Origin of the sequence: Amycolatopsis sp. cg13, from assembly GCF_041346965.1 — a bacterium.
GTDB lineage: Bacteria > Actinomycetota > Actinomycetes > Mycobacteriales > Pseudonocardiaceae > Amycolatopsis.
The window spans coordinates 8,234,298-8,256,970 of sequence record NZ_CP166848.1 but is presented as its reverse complement, the minus strand read 5'-3'; the positions used below and the strand labels follow the sequence as shown (position 1 = coordinate 8,256,970).

Here is a 22,673-nt window from a genome sequence, read left to right as displayed (position 1 = left end):
CAGCAGTGACCGCATCAGTCAGCCAGTAATTCAGATGCCCATGCTCGCGCCGAGCGTGTCCAGCGCCTTGTTCACCATGCCCTGCGCGGTAGCGTTCAGGTTGGCATTCGTCCCGTTCACCACCCAATCCGAACCGGAGAACATCACCACAGTCACGCCGTTGTCCACGCCACCGTCAGTACCGCTGCTGTTGATCCCCAGCAGCGACGCCGCCTTCACCGACGCCTCGCCCAACTCGCGGGAATCGTTGTCCGAAGTGTCCTGGTCGTTCGCGGTCTGCGTGTCGCCGAAGATCGCGCCGATCACCTTGCTCTTGTAGAACATCAGCGCGAACTGCCTGCCCTTGATGCCGTGCTCCTTGTAGAAGAAGTGCGGGCACGGGCTCTTCTTGTCGTAGCAGTCGTCGCCGAGGACGTAGAATGGCACGTGGTGCGCGCCGAGCGACTTTCCGTTGCTGTCCTTGAAAGTCGTCGAACCCTGGTGGTCGGGATCGGGGTCGGGGTCGCTGCCGTCGGTGTCGACGGCGAGCCCGGAACCGTAGGCGTAGACGCCCTTCGCCACCTGGTAGACGTTGACGTTCTTGGCCCGCGTCATGGTGTTGATGTGCGGCTGGGTGTTGACCTTGTTCGCGTTCGTGCTGTTCTTCTTGACGCCGGCCAGCACCTCCGCGGCCGTGTACGACTTGGCGGCGGTGTCCGCGGTGGACGCGTGAGCGGAGTTGACGGCGAGCGGCACGGCGAGCGCCAGAGCGGCGCCGACCACTGCGAAACGCCTACGGGAGGATGACATGACCGGGCGACCTCCAGCCTTCATTAGGAAAACTTCCTAACATAGTGAACCATCCGTGACCGGTCGTTGTCACGAGGTCACTTCGAGAAAGTTCCCGGCAGCCGCCTGGTGCTGGGAATCCGCGCGGGACAGGTGCCGCTGACCGGCACGCGGTCGCGGATCAATGCAACTCGAAGCGGTAAAACTGGCGCCCCTCGACCATCAGATAGATCTGGACGACGCCGCGGGCGCGGCCTGGCAGAATGTCGCGCATCGTGAAGAAGATCGTCCTTATCGCCTCGAACATCGCGGGGCGGTCTTTCACCAAGCGGTAGCTCGCCGGGAGACTCAGGTCCACACTGGATCGATTCTTCTGCTGCGCGTCTTCGAGAAGCGTCGCGGCCTTGACGGCGAACTCGCCCGCCAGGAGATAGTCCCCACCCCGCTCGGTGCCGCGCACCTCCGGCGGCGTCAGCAACAGCGGGTCGAACTGCCGGGCGGCGGCCAAGACAGCCTCGCTCGGCCCGGCCCGCTTGAGGTCCGGTTTGGGCGCGTCCCGCACCGGAGAGGCGTCGAACTTGACCGACGGGCCTTGGATGATCTTCTCGCCGGGCACGGACAGCACCGGTGGCGCGACGGACGGCGGCGCGACCTGGGCGTACGGGCTGCCCGCGCCCTCCGGCTGGCGTTCCATCGCCTTGCCCGGCTGCTGGTTGATCCATCCCTCCACGAGGCTGTGGATGGCGCCCTGCTCCGCGGGCTTGAGGTGCGCCTGGTCCATCGCCACGTCGACCAGCTTGAGCATTCCCGACGCGACCGCCGACTTGGCACCGTCCACGACGAGCTTCCGCAGGCTGTCGGACAGCCCTAGCCGGCGGAGGATCGGCGTGAGGGTCGAGTCGACGACCACGGCGCCGACCGCCTCGCCCACGTTCTTCGGCCGTTTGTCCGGGTCGGCCTTCGCCTGAGCGATGCCCAAGTGCGCCACCCGATTCTCCGGAACGACGGGCGGCAACTTCTTGGCGACCTCGTGCGCGAGGGCCGACGGCGTACCGGACACCGGCCCGGACAACCACGCCTGCACCGACGCCATCTTCAGCGCATCGCCGACGAACAGCTTCAGGATCGCGAACTTCACCTCGTCGGTGTTGTGCAGTGTCTGGCCGCCCTGCACTCGCTGTATCTCGGTCAGGTATTCGGCGAGCGCCTTCTCGACCTTGTCTACCGGCACGCCCGGCTTCTCGCTGGTGCGGTCGGCCTGCCGCTGGATCGCCGCGACCGGACCGCCGGGCACCACCGACCCCGCGTCGGCCGCCCGCTCGGCCGGATCCCCGGGAGTACTGACCCCGGGCACGAGGCGGCTCGCGTGCCGCTGCTGCACCACGTGAGCCGCCTCGTGCGTCAGGAGGTGTTCGTCGGGGGTGCCCGCGACGACGATGTCCTCGCCGGAGGTGTACGCGACCGCGTCCAGGTCCTGGGCGGAGCGGGCCGCCTCGGGACCGGTGTGCACCCGGACGCCGCTGAGGTCCTCGCCCCACCGGTCTTCCAGCCGACGCCGCACCTCGGACGGCAGCGGTATCCCAGCCGACCGCGCTGGGATCTGACTGAAGTCCGTTGAGATGGCAGTCGGCGTCTCGTGGACGTCGTCCGGCGCGACCTGAGATACCGGATCAGCCTGCCGCCTCGTCGGACGGTGGTCGCGCGCCCGCATATCGCGCCTCGCTTCCGGTCGCCTGGCTACGGCTTCAGTCCACAGGATCGGCCGGGCGCGTCACCGCCGCATCACCGCCGGGTCAGGACGCGCAATAGGCCTTGAGCGCCGCGTTGCCCAGCGTCGTCTGCCCGCGGGTGGCAGCTCCCGCCAGATGGTTCTCGTTGGCCGCGACCAGCACCTGCTTGCTGCCGTCGTCGCTGGTCAGCCACAGGTTGTAGTAGCCAAGCACCCCGCCGCTGTGATTCCAGGCCAGGCCGCAGGCGGTCGGCGACAGGCCGATCCCCAGGCCGTACCGGTTGCCCGCGTTGTCCACCGGCACCGTCGTCTTCAGCTCGGTTTGCTGCTGCGGCGGCAGGAGTTTTCCGCTCAACAATGCGCGTTCGAAGGCCGCCAGATCGTCCTCTGTGGACACAATAGCGCCGGCGGTGCCGAACGCCTGCACGTTGGAGACCGTGACGTCGTTGTAGAACGCGCCGAACGAGATGTAGTAGCCGTTCAGATAGTTGCCGGCCAGGCCGGGGTCGGCGGTCGGGAAGGAAGTGCCGCGCAAGCCGAGCGGCTCGATGATGCGCTTCTGGATCTCCGCGGCCGGTTCGTTCCCGGTCACCGCCTTGATCACCATTCCCGCGAGCACGTAGTTGGTGTTCGAGTAGTGGAATCCCGCGCCCAGCGACGGATGCGACGTCGCGATGTCCACCAGCGTCTGCGGCGGCCACGGCTGGCGGGGGTTGGTGTTCGCGACGTAGGAGTTGAGGAACCGGGGGTCGCCCGCGTACTCCGGAAGCCCGGACGTTTGGTGCAGCACCTGCCGGACGGTGATCTTCGTGCCGTCGTTCCCGTTGGCGTTCACCGCGCCGGGCAGCCAGCGGGCGAGCGGATCGTCGAGGGAGAGCCCGCCCTCGGCTTCCAGCTGCAGCAGGACGGCCGCGGTGAACGCCTTGGTGTCGCTGCCGATCCGGAACTGCGCTTTCGGATCCGCCGGGGTCTTGGTGGTGAGATTTCCGTACCCGGCGTGGATGTACTGGGCGGATTCACCGTTCCGGACCAGGCCGATCACCCCGGGGTATCCCACGGTGACCCCGGCCTGGGCGCCCGCTTGGAGGATCTCCGCCGGGGTCTCCGCCGAAGCCGGGCTGGCCAGGCCAGTCAAAGCCGCCACCACCGCGACGGCCCCGAAAGCTTTGCGTCTCATCGCACTCCTCGTGTCGACCATCGCCGGGCTTGCCGATTCCTGAACGGGCACAGCAGTTTCCGGCGAGAGGAATGCGCACCGTATCCGCTCGCGATCAAACTTCGATGAATCGTCAGAGCTTCGCCGCGTCCACGATCGCCTGCGCGAACGGCCGCGGCGCCTCCTGCGGCACGTTGTGCCCGATGCCGTCCAGGATCCGGTGTTCGTACTTCCCGGTGAACTTGGCGCGGTAAGCCTTGCCGTCCTTGGCCGCGCCGTCGAAGTCGCTGGCGAGCGTGATCGCCGGAACGCCGATAGTCGCGCCCGCGGCGAGTTTCTGTTCATCCGCGTCGTATTGCGGTTCGCCGGGTGTGAGGCTGAGCCGCCAGCGGTAGTTGTGGATGACGATCGCAACGTGGTCCGGGTTGTCGAACGCGGCTGCGCTGCGGTTGTACGTCGCGTCGTCGAACCGCCAGGTCGGCGACGCCGTCTTCCAGATCAGCTTGTTGAAATCGTGCCGGTTCGCCGCGTAACCGGCACGGCCGCGCTCGGTCGCGAAGTAATACTGGTACCACCAGCCCAGTTCGGCGGCCGGGGGCAGCGGCTGGAGGTTGGCCTTGAGGTTGGCGACGATGTACCCGCTCACCGGGACGACCGCCTGGCAGCGCTCGGGCCACAGCGCCGCGATGATCGCGACCGTCCGGGAACCCCAGTCGTACCCGCCGAGAATCGCTTTGTCGATCTTCAGCGTGTCCATCAGCGCGACGACGTCCTGCGCGATCGCGGTCTGCTGTCCATTTCGGACGGTACTGGCCGACTTGAACACCGTCGGTCCGAAGCCGCGCAGGAACGGGACGATCACCCGGAACCCTTGCGCGGCAAGCAGCGGCGCGACGTCGACGTAGCTGTACGGGTCATACGGCCAACCGTGCAGAAGCAGCACCGGCTTGCCGTTCGCCGGGCCGAATTCCGCGTAAGCCATCGAAACGAGACCGGCGTCCGCGTGCTTGATCGTGCCCAGCGAAGTGTGCTCGCCCGAGCCCGCTCGCAGGTCAGGGGCGGCGGGCTGCGAGGCGGCAGGCGAGGAGCAGGCAGCGAGAGAGGTCGCCGCCAGACCGGCCGCGAACGCCTGGGTGAATCGTCTCCTGCTGATCATCTGAACTCCTGTGCGCGAGACCGTGGGACGGCCTCGACGCTAAGGAGCCCGGCCGCCGTCCGCGCCCGTCAGATGACGCAACCGGCGTAAGTCAGTCGCCCAGCGCCCGCACCGCACCAGCCAATTCGGCGCGGGAACTGACGCCGAGTTTCGGGAAGATCCGGTGCAGGTGAGTCCCGACGGTCCGGTGCGAAAGATAGAGCCGCTGCCCGATCTCCCGGTTCGTCAGCCCCTCGGCGGCCAGCTGCGCGATGCTCAGCTCGTGCGGCGTCAGCTTGTCGCGAGCGTCCGGGCTCCGGTTCGGGCTCGACTCCCCCGCACTGCGCAGCTCGCGCCGTGCCCGCTCGGCCCACGCCGCCAGGCCGAGCGCGTCGAAAGTCTCCCGCGCGGCACGCAGGTGCGCCCGCGATTCGACGACCCGGCGCTGCCGCCGCAACCACTCGCCGAACGCCAGGTGAACCCGTCCGCGTTCGGCTGGCCACCCGCTCAAATCCGCCTGCAAAGCCGCCGTGAACAGGTCTTCCGCGGTTTCCTTCGGCGCGAGCACGGCCCGCGCGTACCGGAGCCCGATGTGCAACGCCGGGGCTGCGCTCGCCATAGCCAGTGGCTCCAGCTCGGACAGGATTTCCCGCATCGCCTCGGCCTGCCCGGCCCGGACGGCGGCCTCGGTCAGCTCCGCGACGCAGTACGCGCGCAAGGCCAGCTGGTAAGCCGGATCGGCGGGGTCGAGCAGGCGGCGCAGGTCGGCGAACGCGTCCTCGTACCGGCCTTCGCTCAACGCCACGAGCCCGCGCGCGAGCTGGACAGTGGCCAGCACCGGACGCGCACCCGCGGCGAGCCCAGCGCGTTCGGCCTCGTCGGCGAGTGCGTTGGCCTGCTTGTGGTCACCGCGAAGGGCCGCGATCTCGGCTTGGACCGCCAGCGCCAGCCCGCCCATGAACGGCTGGCCCGTCTCCCGCGCGAGCCGGACGGCCTCCGCGGCAGCTGGCGCGGCACCGGCCAGGTCGCCGAGCCGGACCCGGCTCCAGGCCTGGACGGCCAAAGCGCGCGGCAACACCCCGAGCTTGCCCTGCGCCCGCAAGCCCGGCACCGCGGCCGTCGAAAAGCGGGCTGCCAGGTCGAATGCGCCGACCTGCAAGGAAGCGCTGCCCAGGTACCGGTCGGTTTCCGGATCAGCTCCGGTCGCGCCGACGAGCACCCTCAGCTGCTCCAGTACTGCGGTGCCGCGCTCAAACGGCGCGACGTACGCGGCGACCGCGATCAGGCGCGGATCGTCGTCGGGGATGGGCAAGCCCGAAGCGACGTCCAGCAGTTTCCGACGAGCCGTCGCGCCCGGTTCGGCCCAGAAACACCGCATCGCGGCACCCCAGAGGATCCGCATCGCCGCGTCGTCCTGCCCGTCGGCGGCGACGGCTTCGGCGAGCGCCGCCAGTTCCCCGATCCGGGCGGGATCCTCGCGGACGCCGTCTTCGAAACCGCTGAGCAACTGGCTCGCGGTTGCCTTGCGGCGCGGGGAAAACGACTCGTCGCGCACCAAGCGTTCGGCGGTCTCGCGACGCCCCGATTCGACCGCCAGCTCGGCGGCGCGCAGCAACCGATCCGCCCGCGCGCCCGCGTCCTCGCTGAGCCGCGCTGCCTGCTCCAACGCGGCGATCGCGGCAGCCGCCCCACCCCTGCGGCGAGCCCGATCGGCCGCCGATTCCAAGGCCGCGGCCACGGTTTCGTCCGGTCCGGAGGCTGCCCGGGCTTGATGCCAGGCACGTCGATCAGGCTGTTCGCGCACCGTCTCGGCCAACGCGAGCTGCGCCCGCCGCCGGTCGCCGAGCGTCGCGGCGGCGGGAATGGCCGAACGCATCAACGGGTGCCGGAACGTCACACAGCCGACCTCGAACTCGACCAGCCGGGCGTCGACAGCGGGGCTCAGCACGTCGGCCTCGACCGGCGTGTCGAGCAGAATCCCCGTCGCGGCAAGGGTTTCGGCGATCGAGCCGGTCTCGTTGAGCGCCGCGACCAACAACGCCGCTCGGGTGGGTTCGGGCAGCGTCGCGACCCGGGAGGCGAACGTCCGCTCGAGCCGTTCGGTCAACGGCAGGACCGGGTCAAGCACGTCGAGGTCGGCCACCGCGGACGGCAGCTCGGTCAGTGCGAGCGGATGGCCAGCGGACTCGGCGAGCAGCCGCGTCCGGACCATCGCGTCCAGCCTCGGTGCGACCGAGTCCAGCAATTCCGCGGCGGCGTCGTCGGGAAGGCGGTCGAGCGGCATCGGTGAGAGACCAGCGTCGAGCAGTGGGCCGGAATCGTCTCGTAGCGTCACGATCAGCGCGATCGGCTCGGTCTCGATCCGCCGCGCGACGAAGGCCAAGACATCGACGCTGGCGCGGTCGAGCCAATGGACGTCCTCGGCGACGACCAGCACCGGCTTCGCGGCGGCGGTGTCGGCCAGCAGCGTCAACGCGGCGAGCCCGACCAGATACGCGCTGGGTTCCGGCCCGTCCGCGAGCCCGAGCGCGGTCTCCAAAGCCGCCCGTTGCGGCGCGGGCAACTCGGCGACGCCCGCGCGGACCGGGTGCAGCAACTGGTGCAGCCCGGCGTAGGCGAAATCCTGCTCGGCCTCGGCACCGGCCGTCCGCAGCACCCGCATCCCCGCGACCGAAGCCGCGGCCGAGGCGGCCGCGACCAGCGCGGACTTCCCGATGCCAGCCTCGCCCCGGATGAGAACGCCGACGCGTCCTTCCGGGCCGTCGACCAGTTCGGTCAGCTCCTTGAGCTCGGCGTCCCGTCCGTGCAGCGTCATGATCCCTGACGATACCGGGAGACGACGTACGTCGACGGCGTCGTCCGACGGGCGCGGAGACGGCTGCGAGCGGCTTAGTTTCAGGCGAAAGCGACCCTCCACAAAGGAAAGCGATGAGACGCACCCGACCCCTTCTCTCGGCGTTGCCGCTCGCGGCGCTGCTGGTGACCACCGTCACCCAGCTCGCGCCCAGCGCCGCCGCGGCCGAGACCACCGCCTGCGCCACCACCGGAGTCACCGCACCCAGCGGCGCGAAGATCGAATCGGTGCAGGCCGACCCGAAGCCCGGCTACTGCGAAATCACCGTCACGCTCACCCACCCCGGGGCCAATGACCACGTCAAGGTCGCCGTGGCATTGCCGCAAACCGGGTGGACCGGACGGCTCCAAGCGGTCGGCGGCAGCGCGTACGCCGCCGGGGACTTCGGCGCACCGCTGGCCCAGGCCGCCAAGGACGGCTACGCGGGCGTGACCACCGACGCCGGCGTGCTGACCGGGCTCGACACCTCGTGGGCGCTGACCGCGCCCGGCCAGGTCAACCGGCCGCTGCTGACGAACTTCGCCACCCGCTCGGTGCACGAGGCCGCGCTGATCGGCAAGGACGTCACGCAGCGGTTCTACCACCGGCCGGTGACCTATTCGTACTGGAACGGCTGCTCGACCGGCGGCCGCCAGGGCTACTCCGAAGCGCAGAACTACCCCGGCGACTTCGACGGCATCCTGGCGAACGCGCCCGCGGTCCACTGGACGCAGTTCGCGGTCGCGACGCTCTGGCCGCAGATCGTGATGAACCAGGAGCACGATTTCCCGAGCCCCTGTGTCTTCAGCGCGTTCCGGCAGGCCGCGGTCAAGGCCTGTGACGCGAACGACGGCGTCAAGAACGGCATCATCGACCGGCCGGACGAGTGCAGCTACGACCCGCGCAGCCTGATCGGCACGAAGGTCGTCTGCGACGGAAAGGAAGTCACCGTCACGGCCAAGGACGCCGACGTCATGCGCAAGATCTGGGCCGGGCCGACCGACGAACGCGGCCGGAAGCTGTGGGACGGCCTCCCGAAGGGCGCCGATTTCGCCTGGCTGGCCGGAACCGGCGACAGCCCGTACGCCACCGGGTTCCCGGTGGCGGTCAAGTGGGTGCAGTCGTTCGTCGCCAAGCAAGCCGATTTCGACGCCTCGAAGCTCACCTACGCCCAGTTCGCCCAGGTGTTCCGCCAGTCGGTGCGCGAGTATGACGACGTGATCGGCACCGCCGACCCGGACCTGTCGGCCTTCCGCCGGACCGGCGGCAAGCTGCTGAGCTTCGTCGGCTCGGACGACCAGCTCATCCCGCCCGGCGGCACGCTGCGCTACCGCGCCGAGGTCGAACAGGCGATGGGCGGCTCCCACCGGGTGAACGACTTCTACCGGCTGTTCCTGGCCCCCGGCGTCGAACACTGCGGCGGCGGGACGGGCGCGGCGCCGACGAACCCGCTCGGCGCGCTGGTCGACTGGGTCGAGCACGGCAAGGCCCCGGCCACCTTGGCGGCCGCGACCGCGGACGGGAAGCAGACCCGCGACCTGTGCGCGTATCCGCGGGTCTCGCGGTACAAGGGCTACGGCGACCCGGCCGTGGCGTCCAGCTACCGCTGCCGCTGACCTGTGCCGTGCGTGCCGACCCCAGCGGCACGCACGGCACTTCCCTTATGACGTACAGCGATTCGGTCGGCCGACCGACGCGAAGATGATCAACAGCGACCTAGTTTTCTTGCTATGCCTCACTTCTTTCGCACCTTGGCGCTCGGTTCAGTCGTCCTGCTCGCGACCGCCTGCTCTGCCGCGGCGGCCCCTCCGCCCGCCACCCCTCCTCCTGTCGCGGCCTCGGGGTGGCCGCCCGCGCCCGTCGTCCGGCTGCCGTCGCAGCCGCCGCCCGCACTCGTTGTCGACGCACCGCTGCCGGAACAACTCGCGAAGGGCCTGGTCGTCCTGCGCTACCGGGCGGAGAACCTGCGCATCGTCCCGGTCTACGGCCCGGCCGCGCTCGACGTTTCCCCGCGCATCGGCCACATCCACGTCACGGTCGACGACGCGCCGTGGCACTGGGCCGACGGCAGCGGCGAACCGCTGATCATCCAGGCGCTTCCACCCGGCCCGCACAAGGTGTGGATCGGGCTGGCCGACCCGACGCACCACGTCCTGGACAGCAAAACCGTCAGTTTCGTCGTGCCGGTGGGCGGCCACCACTGAGCGGACCGGCAGAATCGCGCGCATGCGAACAGCCGAGCGTTCCGGATGACCGACCTCGCCGACGGCAGGCTCAAGCTGCGGCATCTGCGGTATGTCGTGGCGATCGCCGAGCATGGGTCGCTGGTCGCCGCGGCCGAGCGGCTGCACATCACCCAGCCGGTGCTGACTCGCGGGCTGCGCGAGCTCGAGTCGATCCTCAAGGTCGAACTGTTCGAACGCGGCCCGCGCGGGATGACGGCGACGCTGTTCGGCGAGGTCTTCGTCGACCACGCCCGCGCAGTGCTCGCCGAACTCCGCCAGGCCGGGCGGCATCTCGAAGAGCTGGTCGACGGCCACGCCGGCACCGTCACGATCGGCGCCTTCCTCGCCGGGGCGAGCGTGCTGCTGCCCCGCGCGGTCGCGCGCGTGAAAGCCGTCGCGCCCGACCTGACCGTCATCATCCGGCACGGCGGCCCGGAAGCGCTGTACGAGGCGCTGCTCGCGGGCGACGTCGACCTCGTCGTCGGCACGCTCGAACCGGCGAACAACGACCGGCTGCGCCAGCACCACCTCTACTACGAACCCGCTCGCGTGGTGGCGCGCAGCGAGCATCCCGCGCACCGGCGGCCCGGGCTCACGATCGCCGATCTGATCGGCGAACTCTGGTCGCTGCCGCCCGCCGACAACCCGCAGCGGCGGCAACTGGAAGAACACCTCCTCGGCCGCGGCCTCTCGACCCCGGCCAACCGCATCGAATGCGGTTCGTTCCTGGCCGTGCGCGCCATCGCGCTGGAGACCGACACCCTGGTCGTGATGCCGCAACTGGTCGCCGACACCGAACCGGGCCTGGCCGCGCTGCCGATCGACCTCGGCATCGTCGAATCGGTCGGCGTCACGCTGCCCGCGGGCAGGCAGCTCACCCCGACGATGCTGCTGATGATGCGGAAACTGGACGAGGCGGCGGCCGAGATCCGGAAGACCATCGGCTATACCCAACCGACATAGCCGAGCACCAACGCGGCATTGGACGGGCATGGCCAGGGCTCCTAGCTTGGGAGTCATGGAAATGAATTCCTCCTGCTGCACCCCTCCCGGTTCCGGTTCGGCGACCATTGTGCGCCCGGTTCCGACAGTCGGCGGAAGTTTCCGGCTGATCGACGATTCCGGCACCGCGGTCACCGAGCGGTCCTATTTCGGCAAATACCTCATCGTCTTTTTCGGCTTCACGCATTGCGAGACCGTGTGCCCGCCCGCGCTGGCCCGGATCGACCAGTCGCTCGAAGAACTCGGCGAGCTCGCGAATCGCGTGCAGGCCCTTTATGTGACGGTCGATCCGGAACGCGACACCCCGGAGGCCATGCACGCGTTTCTCTCCGCGCGGCACCCGCGGATCACCGGATTGACCGGGCCCGCCGAGGAAATCGAGTCGATGAAGAAGGCGTATCACGTGCACGCCCGCCGCGTCGACGAGCCGGACGGCTACCGGGTGCCGCACAGCGCGTTCACCTTTCTCATGGGACCCGAAGGCGACTACCTCGCGCACTTCGCGGATACGGTGGACAGCAAGGAAATCGCCGCCGCCGTCAAGGCCTCCCTGGCGGTGCGGTGATGCTCGCCGCGCCGGACATCTCGGGGTATCCCGCGCTCGACGACTTCCAAGCGGGACACGTCCAGCACGTGCGCAACCTCGTCGCCCAGCAGGACAACGAGTGGGCGAACATGGGCAGCATGCTGTGGGGCCAGGAATGGACCGACGCTTATCGCTACCAGCTCACTCAGATGGCCTATACCCTGGGTTTCGCGCATTTCCACCATCTTCCCGCCGCCCCTGGAGCGTTCCGTCCGGCTTTCGAGGAGATCATCCGGAAAATGCAGCTTCCGGAAGTGTGGGCGTACTGGCGCGAGACCAGTCGGGGCAGCATCCGCAACAATCCGGACATCACCGAATTGCGCGAGGGCTGGCGCGATCCGGTGTTCAAAGAAAACATCATGTACAGCGGCCGGTTCTTCGCGATCCTCGGCATGCACAGCATGCTTTTCGACAGCGACCAATACGACCGCGACGGCGCGCTTTCCTTCCGCTGGGACCCGCTTTTCCAGGGACTCGGCCCGGAAGTCTACGAGTACTCGCTCAGCTCGCTCGCCGACAACCTGTACTGGCAGATGGCCGAACAAGGCTGGTACGGCATCGTCTGCGAACCCAACTGCCTCTTCCTCGTCTGCAACCAGTTCCCGATCCTCGGGTTCCGGTTCCTCGACCTGCGCAAGGGCACGTCGGTCGCCGAGGAGGTCACCCAGGCCTACCAGGCGGCGTGGGACAAGCGGGGAATCCTCAACGAATACGGCGAGTACTGGCGGCTCTGGCTGGTCGAGCAGAACCGGCCGGAAATGCCGCTGGAAGGCGGCGGAAACGCCTGGACGGCGCTGAACCTGAACGCCTGGAGCCGCGACCTGGTGCACCGGCTTTACCCGGACCAGATCCGCGACGAGATCCGGCGCACCCCGGACGGCCTGGTCACCCTCGCCGAACCGACCGCGACGCTGGAGGCCCGCAAAGCCCGCGCCGCCGGCCGCGAACCGGAGTTCACCCGCGACCTGGACTTCACCTGGCGCGCCCCGGCTTTCGGCTACGTCGCCGGCTGCATGGCCGAGGTGGGCGATGCGGAGAACCTGCGCGGCCTGCTCGGCTACGCCGACGCGTACCTGAACCCGATCTGGGAGAACGGCGGCCTGTTCTACCCGCGCCAGGACCGTTCGTTCGACGAGAACGGCAACCTGATCTTCATGGACCGGCTGACCGGGAACGCGATGCTCGGCTATGCCCGGCTGAACGTCCCGGACGGGCTGTGGAAGATGTATCACCACCCGTGGACCGCCGAGCATTTCCGCGAGCCGCAGGTGACCCGGATCGACGGCGCGGCCGAAGTTCTCCGCGCCTGGTACGACCGGGAGAAGTCGCTGCTGGCGCTGACTTTGCGTCCCGTCGCCGGAAAACCCACCGACGTGACGCTGCGGATCAGCAATGCCGAAGCGCCCTGGAAACTCTTCCGCGACGACGTGTTCGCCGCCGATTCCGCCGGGACGGGAACCCCCGGCCTCCACGTCCGGCGCGAGGAGGACGACCTCGTCGTCAGCCTCCCGCTGCCGGTGCGCACCAATCTGACGCTCTGCTTCTGAGGAGAAACCCGTGAAACTGGCTAATGTGGACGGTCGGGCCGTCCTGCTCACCGCTGAGGACAAGGGGATCGACGTCGCCAAAGCGTCGGGCGGCATCTTCGGCTTCGGCTCCGTCTACCAAAACTGGACCGAATTCCGGGCTTGGGCGAAGAAACTCACCGCCGAACCCGACGTCGTCTTCACCCGTGCCCAGCTCGGTTCGCCGTCCCCCGCGCCGCGGCAGATCGTCGCGGTCGGGCTCAATTACGACGCCCACGCCGCGGAGTCGGGTTTCGCCGCGCCGGACGGCCTTCCCCCGGTGTTCGCCAAATTCGTTTCCGCGCTGACCGGCCCGGACGCCGAAGTCGTGCTGCCGCCCGGCGGAAACGTGGACTGGGAGGTGGAGCTGGTCGCGGTCATCGGCCAGACCACCCATCACCTCGAGGAATCCAAGGCGTGGGACCACATCGCCGGAGTGACGATCGGGCAGGACCTTTCCGAGCGGGTCTCGCAACTGGCGGGCCCGGCCCCGCAATTCGGCCTCGGGAAGTCTTTCCCGAATTTCGCTCCGGTCGGACCGTGGCTGGTCACGCCGGACGAGCTGGCGGATCGAGACGACCTGGCCCTGTCGTGCGCGATCGACGGCGAGACCGTGCAGGACGGCCGGACCAGCGAGCTGATCTTCCCGGTCGGGAAGCTGATCTCCGCTCTGTCGCAAACGATCACCTTGTACCCGGGCGATCTCGTCTTCACCGGAACGCCGTCCGGGGTCGGCGTCGGCCGTACGCCGCAGCGATTCCTGCGAGCCGGGGAAGAGCTGGTCAGCCGGATCGAAGGCCTCGGCGAAATGCGGCAGACCTTCGTCGCGGATCCGGAGGCCTGACATGGGGATGCATCGGCTGACCCGGGTCACGATGGGCGTCCCGAACGTCGCGGAAACCATTGCCTACTACGCTGATTTCGGGCTCAACCACGTCGGCGACGGGTCCTTCACCACTCTCGACGGCGGCGAACAGCTGCGCGTCCGGCACGCGCCATACCGGCAGTTGCTCGAACTCGGCGTGGGCGTCGACGACGCCGACGACATCGCGCGCACCGCGGCGCGCCTCAACCGGCTCGGTGTCGTCAGCACCGAGACCGGCACCGCCGTCGCGGCGATCGAGCCGGTCTCCGGATTCACCGTCCGAGTTGAGATCTCACCGCGGATCACGCAGCAACCGGTGCTGGCCACCCCGTACAACGGACCCGGCCGCATCGAACGGTCCGGCCGTGCGCCCGGAGTGGTGCGCACCAGCGCGGTCCGGCCGAAGAAACTCGGCCACTGCGTGGTGGGCACCACCGATCTCGACGCCACCATGCGGTTTTTCACCGAGGCGCTCGGCTTCAAGGTCAGCGACTACATCGGCAACAAGGGCGCGTTCATGCGCTGCTCGGTCGACCACCACAACGTGCTGGCGCTCGCGGCCCCGGTGAACTTCCTGCACCACACGTCCTGGCAGGTCGACGACATCGACGACGTCGGCCGCGGTGCGGCGGCGATGCTGAACGGCCATCCCGACCGGCACGTCTGGGGCCTCGGCCGCCATCACGCGGGCTCCAATTTCTTCTGGTATCTCAAAGACCCGGCCGGGAACTTCAGCGAGTACTACTCCGACATGGACTGCGTCCCCGAGGACGAGATCTGGAAGCCGGAGGTTTTCGAAGGCGCACAGGGCCTGTTCAGCTGGGGCCCGCCCCCGCCGCCGTCGTTCCTCGAACCGGACGACCTCGGCGCGCTCATGACCGGCCAGCATTCCCCCAAGTAATCCCGCAGTAATCCCGAAAAAGGAGAGAAATCATGCCTGAAGCACTGTACGTCCGGCAGATTCCGGACAACCTCAACATCCGTTTCGTCGAAAACCGCATCGTGGTCAAGCGTCCGGCGCAGGAGGTGTACGACTGGGTCACCACCTGGTCGAACCTGCCGAAGTGGCTGCCGATGGCGTCCGGAACCGAAGTGCGGCGCGGCACCGCGGACGTCCCCGCGGAACTCGGCGACGAACTGCTCGAAACCATCGTGCCGGACCTGAACGAGAAGCCGAAGCTGTACACCGTCGTCGCGCGAGTCCCGGGCAAGCTCTGGACCGTGGTCGGCCGCGACGTGCTCGAAGACGGAACCCTGGTGCCGTCGATGCACGCGATCGCCACCTTCAGCACCTTCGACCTCGGCGACGGCACGACCCTGTTCTGCCGCCTGTTCGAGCGCCTGATCCCGCCCACCGAACCGGCCGGCCCGCACCCGGTCGAAGACCCGGCCCGCATCCAGCCCGGGCTGGAACTGCTGAAGGCGCACATCGAGGGCACCGCGGCGTAGTCAGGTACGTGAGGGGAACCCTGAGGGAATCAGATTCCCTCAGGGTTCCCCTCACAGACGACAACCCGGCGACGCAGTGCCGACCGCTCGCTACCGGGAGACGGTGACCGTCGGGCCTTCCAACGTCTCGTACGAGTAATTGTCTCCGACGAACTGGTGCTCGATTACGTACTGCCCGAGCTGTGCGTTGGCGAAAACCCCGATGGTGAAGGTGAAGGTTTTGCTGCCGTTGACCGGGACGTCGCCCACGTCGTAGCGAATGGTGTTTCCGGCCTGGTAGCACAGCGGACAGGTGCTGACGTCCAGGAGTTGGTTGATCGCGCCGTTCGCCACGCCCAGACCGAGCTTTCCGCCTTTCAGCGGATCAGCGTCGGCGTTCGACAGGGTCACCGAGAAGGTCAGGGCCGCCCCTGGCGCGACAGTGGTCGGCGTAATGCTCACGGTGCTCGACGGCGCCGGGTCCGCGTTGGCGGGAACGCCCATCCCGAGCAAGGCGAGAACACACATCGCCGCGACAATAACTTTTCTCATGACTGCTGATCACCCGTTCCATGGTTAGGCAGAACACAGGAAAAAGGGACTGCCCCGCCTCAGCCGCGCCGCACGTGCTCACGGCCGTTCGGAGCACAGCTGCTCATTCTTTCGGCCGCACGGAATTTCGTCGCCTTCAAGCCGGATTGACCAAGGGCGGGGAATGCGACCTCCTTCTCGGCCAGACCCCCGACAGGTCGACGTTAGCCCGGAAATGATAGCCGGAATATCCCCCATTGCGCGAGAACTGTTCTTCGATCGCCGCTATCGTCGGAACCGATCGGCGAAAGGACTAACGCATGTATCTCAGCCCGCAGACGGTCCATTTGTCCGGTCTGGTCGTGGGCGTGGCGGCACCCGGCCCGGACGGGCCTTTGGTCGCGACCGCGTACGACGGCGACAATCTGTCCCGCACGGTGCCGCCGATCGAGGGCGGCGTCTGGCGCTTTCGCGAAACCGGCGGTTCCGTGCCGCGGGTTCGGCGGGTGACCCCGGTTCGCGAAGTGCGGCGGTCAGGCCTTGGGAATCCGAGGCAGCAGCAACTGCGAACGCTGGTTTTCGTTGCTGTGCAAGGTAGTCCGTCCGCTATATTCCGCCCGGTCGCGATCGCCGGGAGCTCGTGCCAGTACGCACCGCTGCCCCGGACCTCGCGGCCGCAGGTCAGTTCGCACGGGCCGGGCAAACGCGCCATCCGGCTTCGGCAGGTCGATTTTCGCGCTCAGTCGCGCGATGAGCAGCTCGTCGAGATCGGTTTTGTTGACGACGTGCGCGTAAAGCGAGGCGGGTCCGGTGTTGAGCGCGTCGGCCACGCGGCGCTTCGTCCCGGAGACTCGATCAGGTCCATGGCGATGCCGGGGCCCGCCGAGAACAAGAGACTGCCCTTGCCGCCACCAAAAAATGGCCGACCGGGAAGACCAAGGCCGCTCAGAAGATCGCGAGCGGATTGACCGGCACCCCCGTCAACCCGAGGATCCGCGGCGGTGCGGCGACAAAGAGAAAGCTGTACCGGCCAAGCTCAGCACACACCGTGGCGAGTTCGTCGGCGTCCACGGCGTCGATCAACGGCATGCCCAACCTCGGGAGGGCCACCCCGTGCATCGCGAACGGTTGCGAGGGCGGGTAAGCATCCGAGAGGTCTCCGGCATACAGCGACACACCGCGGTCGTGCATCCACCGCACCGCGTCGACGCTCATGCCGGGCATCGGGTTGCCGCGGTAGCGCGTCCGCACCCAGCCGAACCGCGCGACCAGTGCGTCGCCGGGTTCGACGTGGACTTCGAAGCGTTCCTCCGCGGCATCGAGGTCCCGACCGGTGATCGCGCGATCGGCGGGGACCGGGCCGTCGGCGCCGAGATCCAGCAGGACTCCCCTGGTCACAATCCCTTCGGCGAACGCCGCGGTCGACCCGTGCACGACGCCGCCCATCGTGACGCTCTCGTTCGCCGGGCGACCCGGGTACACCTGCCCGTCCTGCGGGATGTGCGCCAGCGCGTCCAGGTGCGTGGACAGGGTGTGGTGGTTCGTCACCGTCATGGCGTCCGCGTGCGCGAACGCGGGGCTTCCGGTGTACAGCATGAGCTGCTGCACCGGCGACTCTTCGGCGGTCCGCGGCGGGAAGGGGCCGCTCAGCACTGGTGCGGGCCGGATCGGCACCGCGAGGGAGACCGAGCGGCCGGTGCGCACTTCGCGCCCGGCTCGTTCGCGGACCTCGTCGGTGATCAGGTTCAGTGTGCCGCGTTCGTCGTCGGCGCCCCAGCGACCCCAGTTGCTCGGCAGTTCGTCCCGCTCGCTCATGACCTTGATCCTACGGAGAATCCGCTGCCGGAAAGGCCCGGCGGATCACCGACCGGGGTCGTGCTTCTCGGCGTACGACCGGCCCCACGCCGCCATCGCGTTCAGGACCTCCTGCGCGTTTTCACCCAGTTCCGTCAGGCTGTACTCGACCTTCGGCGGCACCTGCGGGTACACCACGCGACGCAGGAGGCCGTCGGCTTCCAGTTCGCGTAGTTGGCGGGTCAGGACCCGGTCGGTGAGATCCGACAGCAGGCGCGAGAGTTCGCCGAAGCGGAGCACACCGTGGTCGGCCAGCGCGTGCAGGATGCTCGGCTTCCACGCGCCGCCGAGCACCATCGTCGTGATCTCGGCGGCGCATGAGCTTCGCCACGCTCGCACGGCCTTTTCCGTTTGCGGACGCATCTGGCCTCCTCACTATCCATTTGGTCAGTACAGGACGGCGAAGTCCGTACTTGTCGGCCAACGGGGTACCCGGACACGATGGTCGCATGGCGTTGACCCGGGTGGAACCACGGCGCGGGCTCGTGCTGATTCCTTTGCTGGCGGGAGTGCTCGGCGGAAGTCTCGCCCTCGGCATGGTCAACACCGCGCTGCCGCGGATCGCTGCCGAACTGCAGGTGTCCGCGCCGGCGCGCGCGTGGATCGTCGACGTGTACCCGCTCGCCCTGGCGGTCGCGATGGTCGGGGCGGCTCGCGCGGGCGACCGGTACGGGCGGAAACGCGTGCTGTTGCTGGGCGTGAGCGCGTTGGCGGTGCTGAACGCGGTGGCTGCGGCCGCCACCAGCGCGACGTTGCTCATCGTGTGCCGCGGGTTGCTCGGGGTGGCCAGCGCGCTGATTCTCGCCGGGGTCGTCGGCACGATCGGATCGCTCTTTTCCGGGCGCTCGCTCGCGTTCGCCAACGGGTCGTGGGTCACGACACTGGGAGCGGGGAACGCGCTGGGGCCGGTCGTCGGCGGGCTGTTGACCGAGGGGCCGGGCTGGCGCTGGGTTTTCCTCGCGCTGGTGCCGCTCGCGGCGCTCACGATCGCGCTGGCGGTGTGGTTGCTGCCCGAATCCGTCGGACAGGCGGCTGCCGGATGGGAGATCCCGAGTCTCCTGTGGTCGGTGGCGGCGATCGGCGGGATTGTGTACGGGCTGCAGGAAATTGCCGTCGCACCGTTGCGTGGATTGTTGTGCACCGCGGCGGGTTTGGCAGCGGGGATTGTGTTCGTGCGCCGACAGCTCCGGCTTCGGGAACCTCTGTTGCAGGTACGGTTGTTTCTGCGGCCGGGGTTCGCGTCGTCGTTCGCGCGGATTGTCGTTTCCGCCGCGACAGCTGCGGCTTGTCTCTATCTCGTCAGCCTCGAACTTCAGCACGCGCAAGGGCGGACGCCCATTGAAGCGGGTTTCGCGTTGGCTCCGCAAGCTGTGGCCACCGCGGTCGGCGGGTTGGTCGCGCCGTTCAGCCTGAATTGGCTGCGCAGCCGGACGTCGACGTCCTTCGCGTTGGCGATTCAGGCTGCCGGGCTAGCCGCGATTCCGTTGACTCACACAGTGCTTCCGGTTGCATTGGTCGGGTTTGGGTACGGCGCGATCGGCACCTTGGCGACCACCGCGCTGTTCGAGGCCTCGACCGCCGAACACGCCGGAGCGGCCGGAGCGACCCAGGAGGTGGGGTTCGCCATCGGCGCGGGCGGCGGGGTCGCCGTGTTCAGCACGGTCGCCAACCTCGGCGGCGGGACCGGATTCGCGGCGGCGCTGATCGCGGCGGGAGCAGTCACGCTCCTCACCGCGATCCGCTGACCATCGTTTCCTCCACTGTGGACCCGAGCCGCACCCACCTCGTCGCTCCGATTGTGTGCAGGAACGGGATGTCGTGGCTCACCACAATAAGGGCTCCAGCGTAAGCATTCAGAGCCTCCGACAGTTGCAGGACGCTGGCGAGGTCCAGATTGTTGGTGGGCTCGTCCAGCAACAGCAGCTGCGGCGCCGGTTCCGCCAGCAGCAACGTTGCCAACGTCGCCCGGAAACGCTCGCCGCCGGAAAGGCTTCCGGCTGCCTGATCCGCCTGCCTGCCGCGCAACAGGAATCGCGCGAGTTGAGCGCGGATCTCGTTGTTCGACGCGGACGGAGCCGCCCGGGCCACATTCTGCGCGGCGGACAGCGTGTCGTCGAGAATGTCGAGCCGTTGCGGCAGCCAGCGCACCGGAACCGGGACATTGACCCTTCCCGCGCGCGGCTCGATCGCTCCGGTGATCGTTTGCAGCAGTGTGGTTTTGCCGGAACCGTTCGGCCCGACCAAGGCGATCCGCTCCGGGCCGCGCAGCGCGAGGTTCACCGCGAGACCGTTCCGAAGCTCCACATCGGACAGGGTGAGCACTTCTTTCCCGGACGGCACCGTGGTTTCCGGAAGGTCGATCCGGATCTCGTCGTCGACGCGGACCGCGTCCTCGGCCTCCTTCAGCCGTTCCTTGGCCTCCGCCACCTTGCCGAGATGCATCGTGCGGTGCTTGCCCGCCGCGATTTCCGCGTCCTCCTGGCGTTTGCGCATCCGGACCTTGGGCTCGCGCTTGTTCTCCCACTGTTTCCGGCCGTACCGGGCCCGCCGGTCCAGTTTGGTCCGCGCCTCGATCAGCTCCCGCTTCTGCCGTTTGAGATCCGACTCCGCGGCACGCATCATCCGCGCCGCCGCCTCCTGCTCGACGGCCACCGCGGCCTCGTAGTCCTCCAGATTCCCGCCGTAGAAGGTCACCTCGCCAGACCGGAGATCGCCGATCCGGTCGACGTGGCGCAGCAACTCGCGGTCGTGAGATACCAGCACCAGCACGCCTTTCCATGCCCGGACCGCCTCGCCGACCCGGCGCCGGGCCCGCAGGTCCAGGTTGTTGGTCGGTTCGTCGAGCACGAGCACCTCCGGCTGCCGCAGGAACTGCGCGGCGAGACCGAGCAGGATCAGTTCGCCGCCGGACAGCTGGCCCGCCCGCGCGTCCAGGCCGACCTGTGCGAGGCCGAGCTGATCGAGCGTCGCGCGGGTGCGTTCCTCGACGTCCCACTGGTCGCCGACGGTCGCGAAATGGCGTTCGTCGGCTTCCCCGCGTTCGATCGCGGCGAGCGCGGCCCGAATCTCCCGCAGGCCGAGCACCTCGTCCACCCGGCGATGGGCGGCGAGGATCAGGTTTTGCGGCAGGTAGCCGAGTTCGCCGGACACGCTGATCGAGCCCCCGGTCGGCCGCAGTTCCCCGGAAATCAGCCGCAGCAGGGTGGATTTTCCGGAACCGTTGAGGCCGATGAGCCCGGTGCGGCCCTCGCTGATCGTCAGGTTGAACCGGTCGAAGACGACCTCGCCGTCCGGCCAGGCGAAACTGAGGTCTGAGCACACAATGGACGAAGACATAGGCGTAACTCCTCGTTCGTGGTGGACATGAACGTGGAGACACCGCGGCGCAGCACGCGTATCACGGGACGGGATTCTGGTTGCCGTCATCCGAGGCCAGACGCGCGACGGGCGAAAACCCGGATCGCGGTATCTCTGAACCTCAGAAGATCAATGTCCCTCTCCGATGAACGGCAGCAGCTGCGATCAGTCTAACCGGAAAGCCGGGGCTGGAGCGAACGAATTAACGCGGCGGGCGCGGTTCACCAGCGAAACCACGCCCGCCACACCGCGTCAGCTGCCGTGCGGGCCGGGTGCCGCGCTTCCGGTGTACGAGGCGAGACCGGAGATGAGGTCCGCGATGTCCGGCACGTTCTCGAACCGGATCCGGTGCACCTCGGCGATCTTCGCGCCGATCTCCGGGTCCGGGTCGTCGGTGATGTCGGACGACATGAACTCGTCCACGAACGGCAGCCCGAGCCGGTCCAGTTCGAGATGCGCCGGGTGGTTCATGTAGTCCGAGTACCCGTTGATGTCCTCGATCACCAGGACGGCGCCGTATTCGTACTTCCCGCCGAAATCCGGGCCGACGACACGAGACTTGACCGCCGGGATCGCGTCGAACAGCTCGCGCATCTTCGCGACGAGCTCAGCCTTCTCGTCCGGAGTGACCTCAGGCTTGAGGGTGAATCGAATGCTGTGGCAGATCATCGGATTTTCCTTTCAGAGAGCCGCGAACGCGGCGGCGTAGTCCAGGGCGAAATCGGTGAGGTCGCGCGCGGGGCGACCGGTGAGATCGGCGACGGAGGTGTGCACCTCGGCGGCCTCGCCGCGGGCGTAGTGGGCGTAGTCCTCGACGAGACCGCCGATCTGCCACGCCGGAAGCAGGCCGGTCAGCGCGGCGGCGAACTGGTCCGCGGGTGCGTCGTGGAACGCGATGTCGCGTCCGGTGGCGGCCGAAAGGGCGGCGGCGATCTCGGTGTGGGTCACGGCGCGCGGGCCGGTGAGGGTGTAGGTGCGGCCGGAGTGTCCGCTGCTGGTTAGTACGGCAGCGGCGGCAGCTGAGATATCTCTGGTGTCGATGACGCTGACCGCTGCGGCGCCAATCGGCGCGGCGAAGAATCCCTGCGCGATGGTGGCGGAGAAGTTGAGCAACGCCTGCATATAGAGATTGGGCCGGAGCACGGTGTAGTCGAGCCCGATCTTCTCGACATGCGCCTCGACTTCGGCGTGCCAGCGCAGGAAGCGCACCGGCGAATCGGCGCGGGCCGCGTACTGGGAAAGCAGCACGAGCCGGTTGACGCCGGCGTCGCGGGCCAGGTTGGCGAACTGGATCTGCAACTCGGCGGCATCCGGGGCCGAAGGGCTGTTCAGGAACACCGCGTCGACCCCCTTCAGCGCCGCGGCGACCGAGGCCGGGTCCCGCAGATCGGCGATGGCGGTCTCGACACCGTCAACAGGACGGCCCCGGGTCATGGCGCGGACGGTGCTGCCGCGTGCTTGCAGAGCGGGGATCAGCGCGGAGCCGACAGTTCCGGTCGCTCCGGTGACGAGCACGGTGTCCATTGTGGAATTCCTTTCCTCGGATGGCCTGTCACCACCATCGCCCGGGCACCCCTCTGCTCGCGTCGGTGACAATCGCCTACTTCGCCTACGGCCGCGCTGCCCTAAGGTTCGGACC

At 68.4% G+C, this 22,673-nt stretch carries 21 protein-coding genes; 9 read left to right on the top strand and 12 right to left on the bottom strand.

Features of this window, described 5'->3' with window-relative positions; all coding sequences use genetic code 11:
* Positions 1–30: 30 nt before the first annotated feature.
* From AB5I40_RS38685 to AB5I40_RS38665, 5 genes are all read right to left on the bottom strand, one after another.
* Positions 31–762, bottom strand: a complete 732-nt coding sequence (locus tag AB5I40_RS38685) for a glycoside hydrolase family 75 protein (protein ID WP_370935115.1) — start codon at positions 760–762, stop codon at positions 31–33.
* Between the two features lie 187 nt (positions 763–949).
* Complete coding sequence (locus AB5I40_RS38680) at positions 950–2,479, bottom strand: DUF4157 domain-containing protein (protein WP_370935114.1); 1,530 nt, start codon at positions 2,477–2,479, stop codon at positions 950–952.
* A gap of 82 nt (positions 2,480–2,561) precedes the next feature.
* Complete coding sequence (locus AB5I40_RS38675) at positions 2,562–3,674, bottom strand: serine hydrolase domain-containing protein (RefSeq protein WP_370935113.1); 1,113 nt, start codon at positions 3,672–3,674, stop codon at positions 2,562–2,564.
* A gap of 112 nt (positions 3,675–3,786) precedes the next feature.
* Complete coding sequence (locus AB5I40_RS38670; protein ID WP_370935112.1) at positions 3,787–4,809, bottom strand: alpha/beta fold hydrolase; 1,023 nt, start codon at positions 4,807–4,809, stop codon at positions 3,787–3,789.
* Positions 4,810–4,900: 91 nt separating this feature from the next.
* Positions 4,901–7,603: an AAA family ATPase gene (locus AB5I40_RS38665; RefSeq protein WP_370935111.1), complete on the bottom strand. Its 2,703-nt coding sequence runs from the start codon at positions 7,601–7,603 to the stop codon at positions 4,901–4,903.
* A gap of 113 nt (positions 7,604–7,716) precedes the next feature.
* On the opposite strand from AB5I40_RS38665, the gene AB5I40_RS38660 reads away from it, so the two are divergent.
* From AB5I40_RS38660 to AB5I40_RS38625, 8 genes are all read left to right on the top strand, one after another.
* Positions 7,717–9,237 (top strand): tannase/feruloyl esterase family alpha/beta hydrolase, encoded by a 1,521-nt coding sequence (locus tag AB5I40_RS38660; RefSeq protein WP_370935110.1) that lies wholly within the window; start codon positions 7,717–7,719, stop codon positions 9,235–9,237.
* Positions 9,238–9,351: 114 nt separating this feature from the next.
* Positions 9,352–9,825 carry a DUF6130 family protein gene (locus AB5I40_RS38655; protein ID WP_370935109.1) on the top strand — a complete coding sequence of 158 codons (474 nt, stop codon included), beginning with the start codon at positions 9,352–9,354 and terminating at the stop codon, positions 9,823–9,825.
* Between the two features lie 45 nt (positions 9,826–9,870).
* Positions 9,871–10,809, top strand: a complete 939-nt coding sequence (locus AB5I40_RS38650; RefSeq protein WP_370935108.1) for a LysR substrate-binding domain-containing protein — start codon at positions 9,871–9,873, stop codon at positions 10,807–10,809.
* 55 nt (positions 10,810–10,864) lie between these two features.
* The gene (locus tag AB5I40_RS38645) at positions 10,865–11,413 is read left to right on the top strand and encodes an SCO family protein (protein ID WP_370935107.1); all 549 of its coding nucleotides are present in this window, start codon (positions 10,865–10,867) and stop codon (positions 11,411–11,413) included.
* Positions 11,413–12,981 (top strand): hypothetical protein, encoded by a 1,569-nt coding sequence (locus tag AB5I40_RS38640; protein ID WP_370935106.1) that lies wholly within the window; start codon positions 11,413–11,415, stop codon positions 12,979–12,981. Before AB5I40_RS38645 ends, AB5I40_RS38640 begins: the two co-directional genes overlap by 1 nt.
* 10 nt (positions 12,982–12,991) lie before the next feature.
* Entirely contained in the window at positions 12,992–13,843 is an 852-nt protein-coding gene (locus AB5I40_RS38635; RefSeq protein WP_370935105.1) for a fumarylacetoacetate hydrolase family protein, read from the top strand.
* 1 nt (position 13,844) lies between these two features.
* Positions 13,845–14,765, top strand: a complete 921-nt coding sequence (locus tag AB5I40_RS38630; protein WP_370935104.1) for a VOC family protein — start codon at positions 13,845–13,847, stop codon at positions 14,763–14,765.
* Positions 14,766–14,797: 32 nt separating this feature from the next.
* Positions 14,798–15,313, top strand: coding sequence for an SRPBCC family protein (locus AB5I40_RS38625; RefSeq protein ID WP_370935103.1), 516 nt, complete (start codon positions 14,798–14,800; stop codon positions 15,311–15,313).
* 90 nt (positions 15,314–15,403) lie between these two features.
* On the opposite strand, the gene AB5I40_RS38620 is transcribed toward AB5I40_RS38625, so the two are convergent.
* The 4 genes from AB5I40_RS38620 to AB5I40_RS38605 form a co-directional block, all read right to left on the bottom strand.
* On the bottom strand, positions 15,404–15,820 hold the full coding sequence (locus AB5I40_RS38620; RefSeq protein WP_370935102.1) for a hypothetical protein: 417 nt from the start codon (positions 15,818–15,820) through the stop codon (positions 15,404–15,406).
* 536 nt (positions 15,821–16,356) lie between these two features.
* Positions 16,357–16,653: a hypothetical protein gene (locus tag AB5I40_RS38615; RefSeq protein ID WP_370935101.1), complete on the bottom strand. Its 297-nt coding sequence runs from the start codon at positions 16,651–16,653 to the stop codon at positions 16,357–16,359.
* Positions 16,654–16,768: 115 nt separating this feature from the next.
* Entirely contained in the window at positions 16,769–17,638 is an 870-nt protein-coding gene (locus AB5I40_RS38610; protein WP_370935100.1) for a cyclase family protein, read from the bottom strand.
* 45 nt (positions 17,639–17,683) lie between these two features.
* A complete protein-coding gene (locus tag AB5I40_RS38605) occupies positions 17,684–18,040 on the bottom strand; it encodes a winged helix-turn-helix transcriptional regulator (protein WP_370935099.1) in 357 nt (118 codons plus the stop codon).
* An 86-nt stretch (positions 18,041–18,126) separates the two neighbouring features.
* Here AB5I40_RS38605 and AB5I40_RS38600 point away from each other — a divergent pair, with 86 nt between their 5' ends.
* Positions 18,127–19,422 (top strand): MFS transporter, encoded by a 1,296-nt coding sequence (locus AB5I40_RS38600; RefSeq protein WP_370935098.1) that lies wholly within the window; start codon positions 18,127–18,129, stop codon positions 19,420–19,422.
* Here AB5I40_RS38600 and AB5I40_RS38595 read toward each other — a convergent pair.
* The 3 genes from AB5I40_RS38595 to AB5I40_RS38585 form a co-directional block, all read right to left on the bottom strand.
* A complete protein-coding gene (locus AB5I40_RS38595) occupies positions 19,406–21,013 on the bottom strand; it encodes an ABC-F family ATP-binding cassette domain-containing protein (protein ID WP_370935097.1) in 1,608 nt (535 codons plus the stop codon). The two genes, AB5I40_RS38600 and AB5I40_RS38595, sit on opposite strands and share 17 nt — an antisense overlap.
* A gap of 273 nt (positions 21,014–21,286) precedes the next feature.
* Positions 21,287–21,703, bottom strand: a complete 417-nt coding sequence (locus tag AB5I40_RS38590) for a Dabb family protein (RefSeq protein WP_370935096.1) — start codon at positions 21,701–21,703, stop codon at positions 21,287–21,289.
* A gap of 12 nt (positions 21,704–21,715) precedes the next feature.
* Positions 21,716–22,558: an SDR family oxidoreductase gene (locus AB5I40_RS38585; RefSeq protein WP_370935095.1), complete on the bottom strand. Its 843-nt coding sequence runs from the start codon at positions 22,556–22,558 to the stop codon at positions 21,716–21,718.
* Positions 22,559–22,673: the final 115 nt, after the last annotated feature.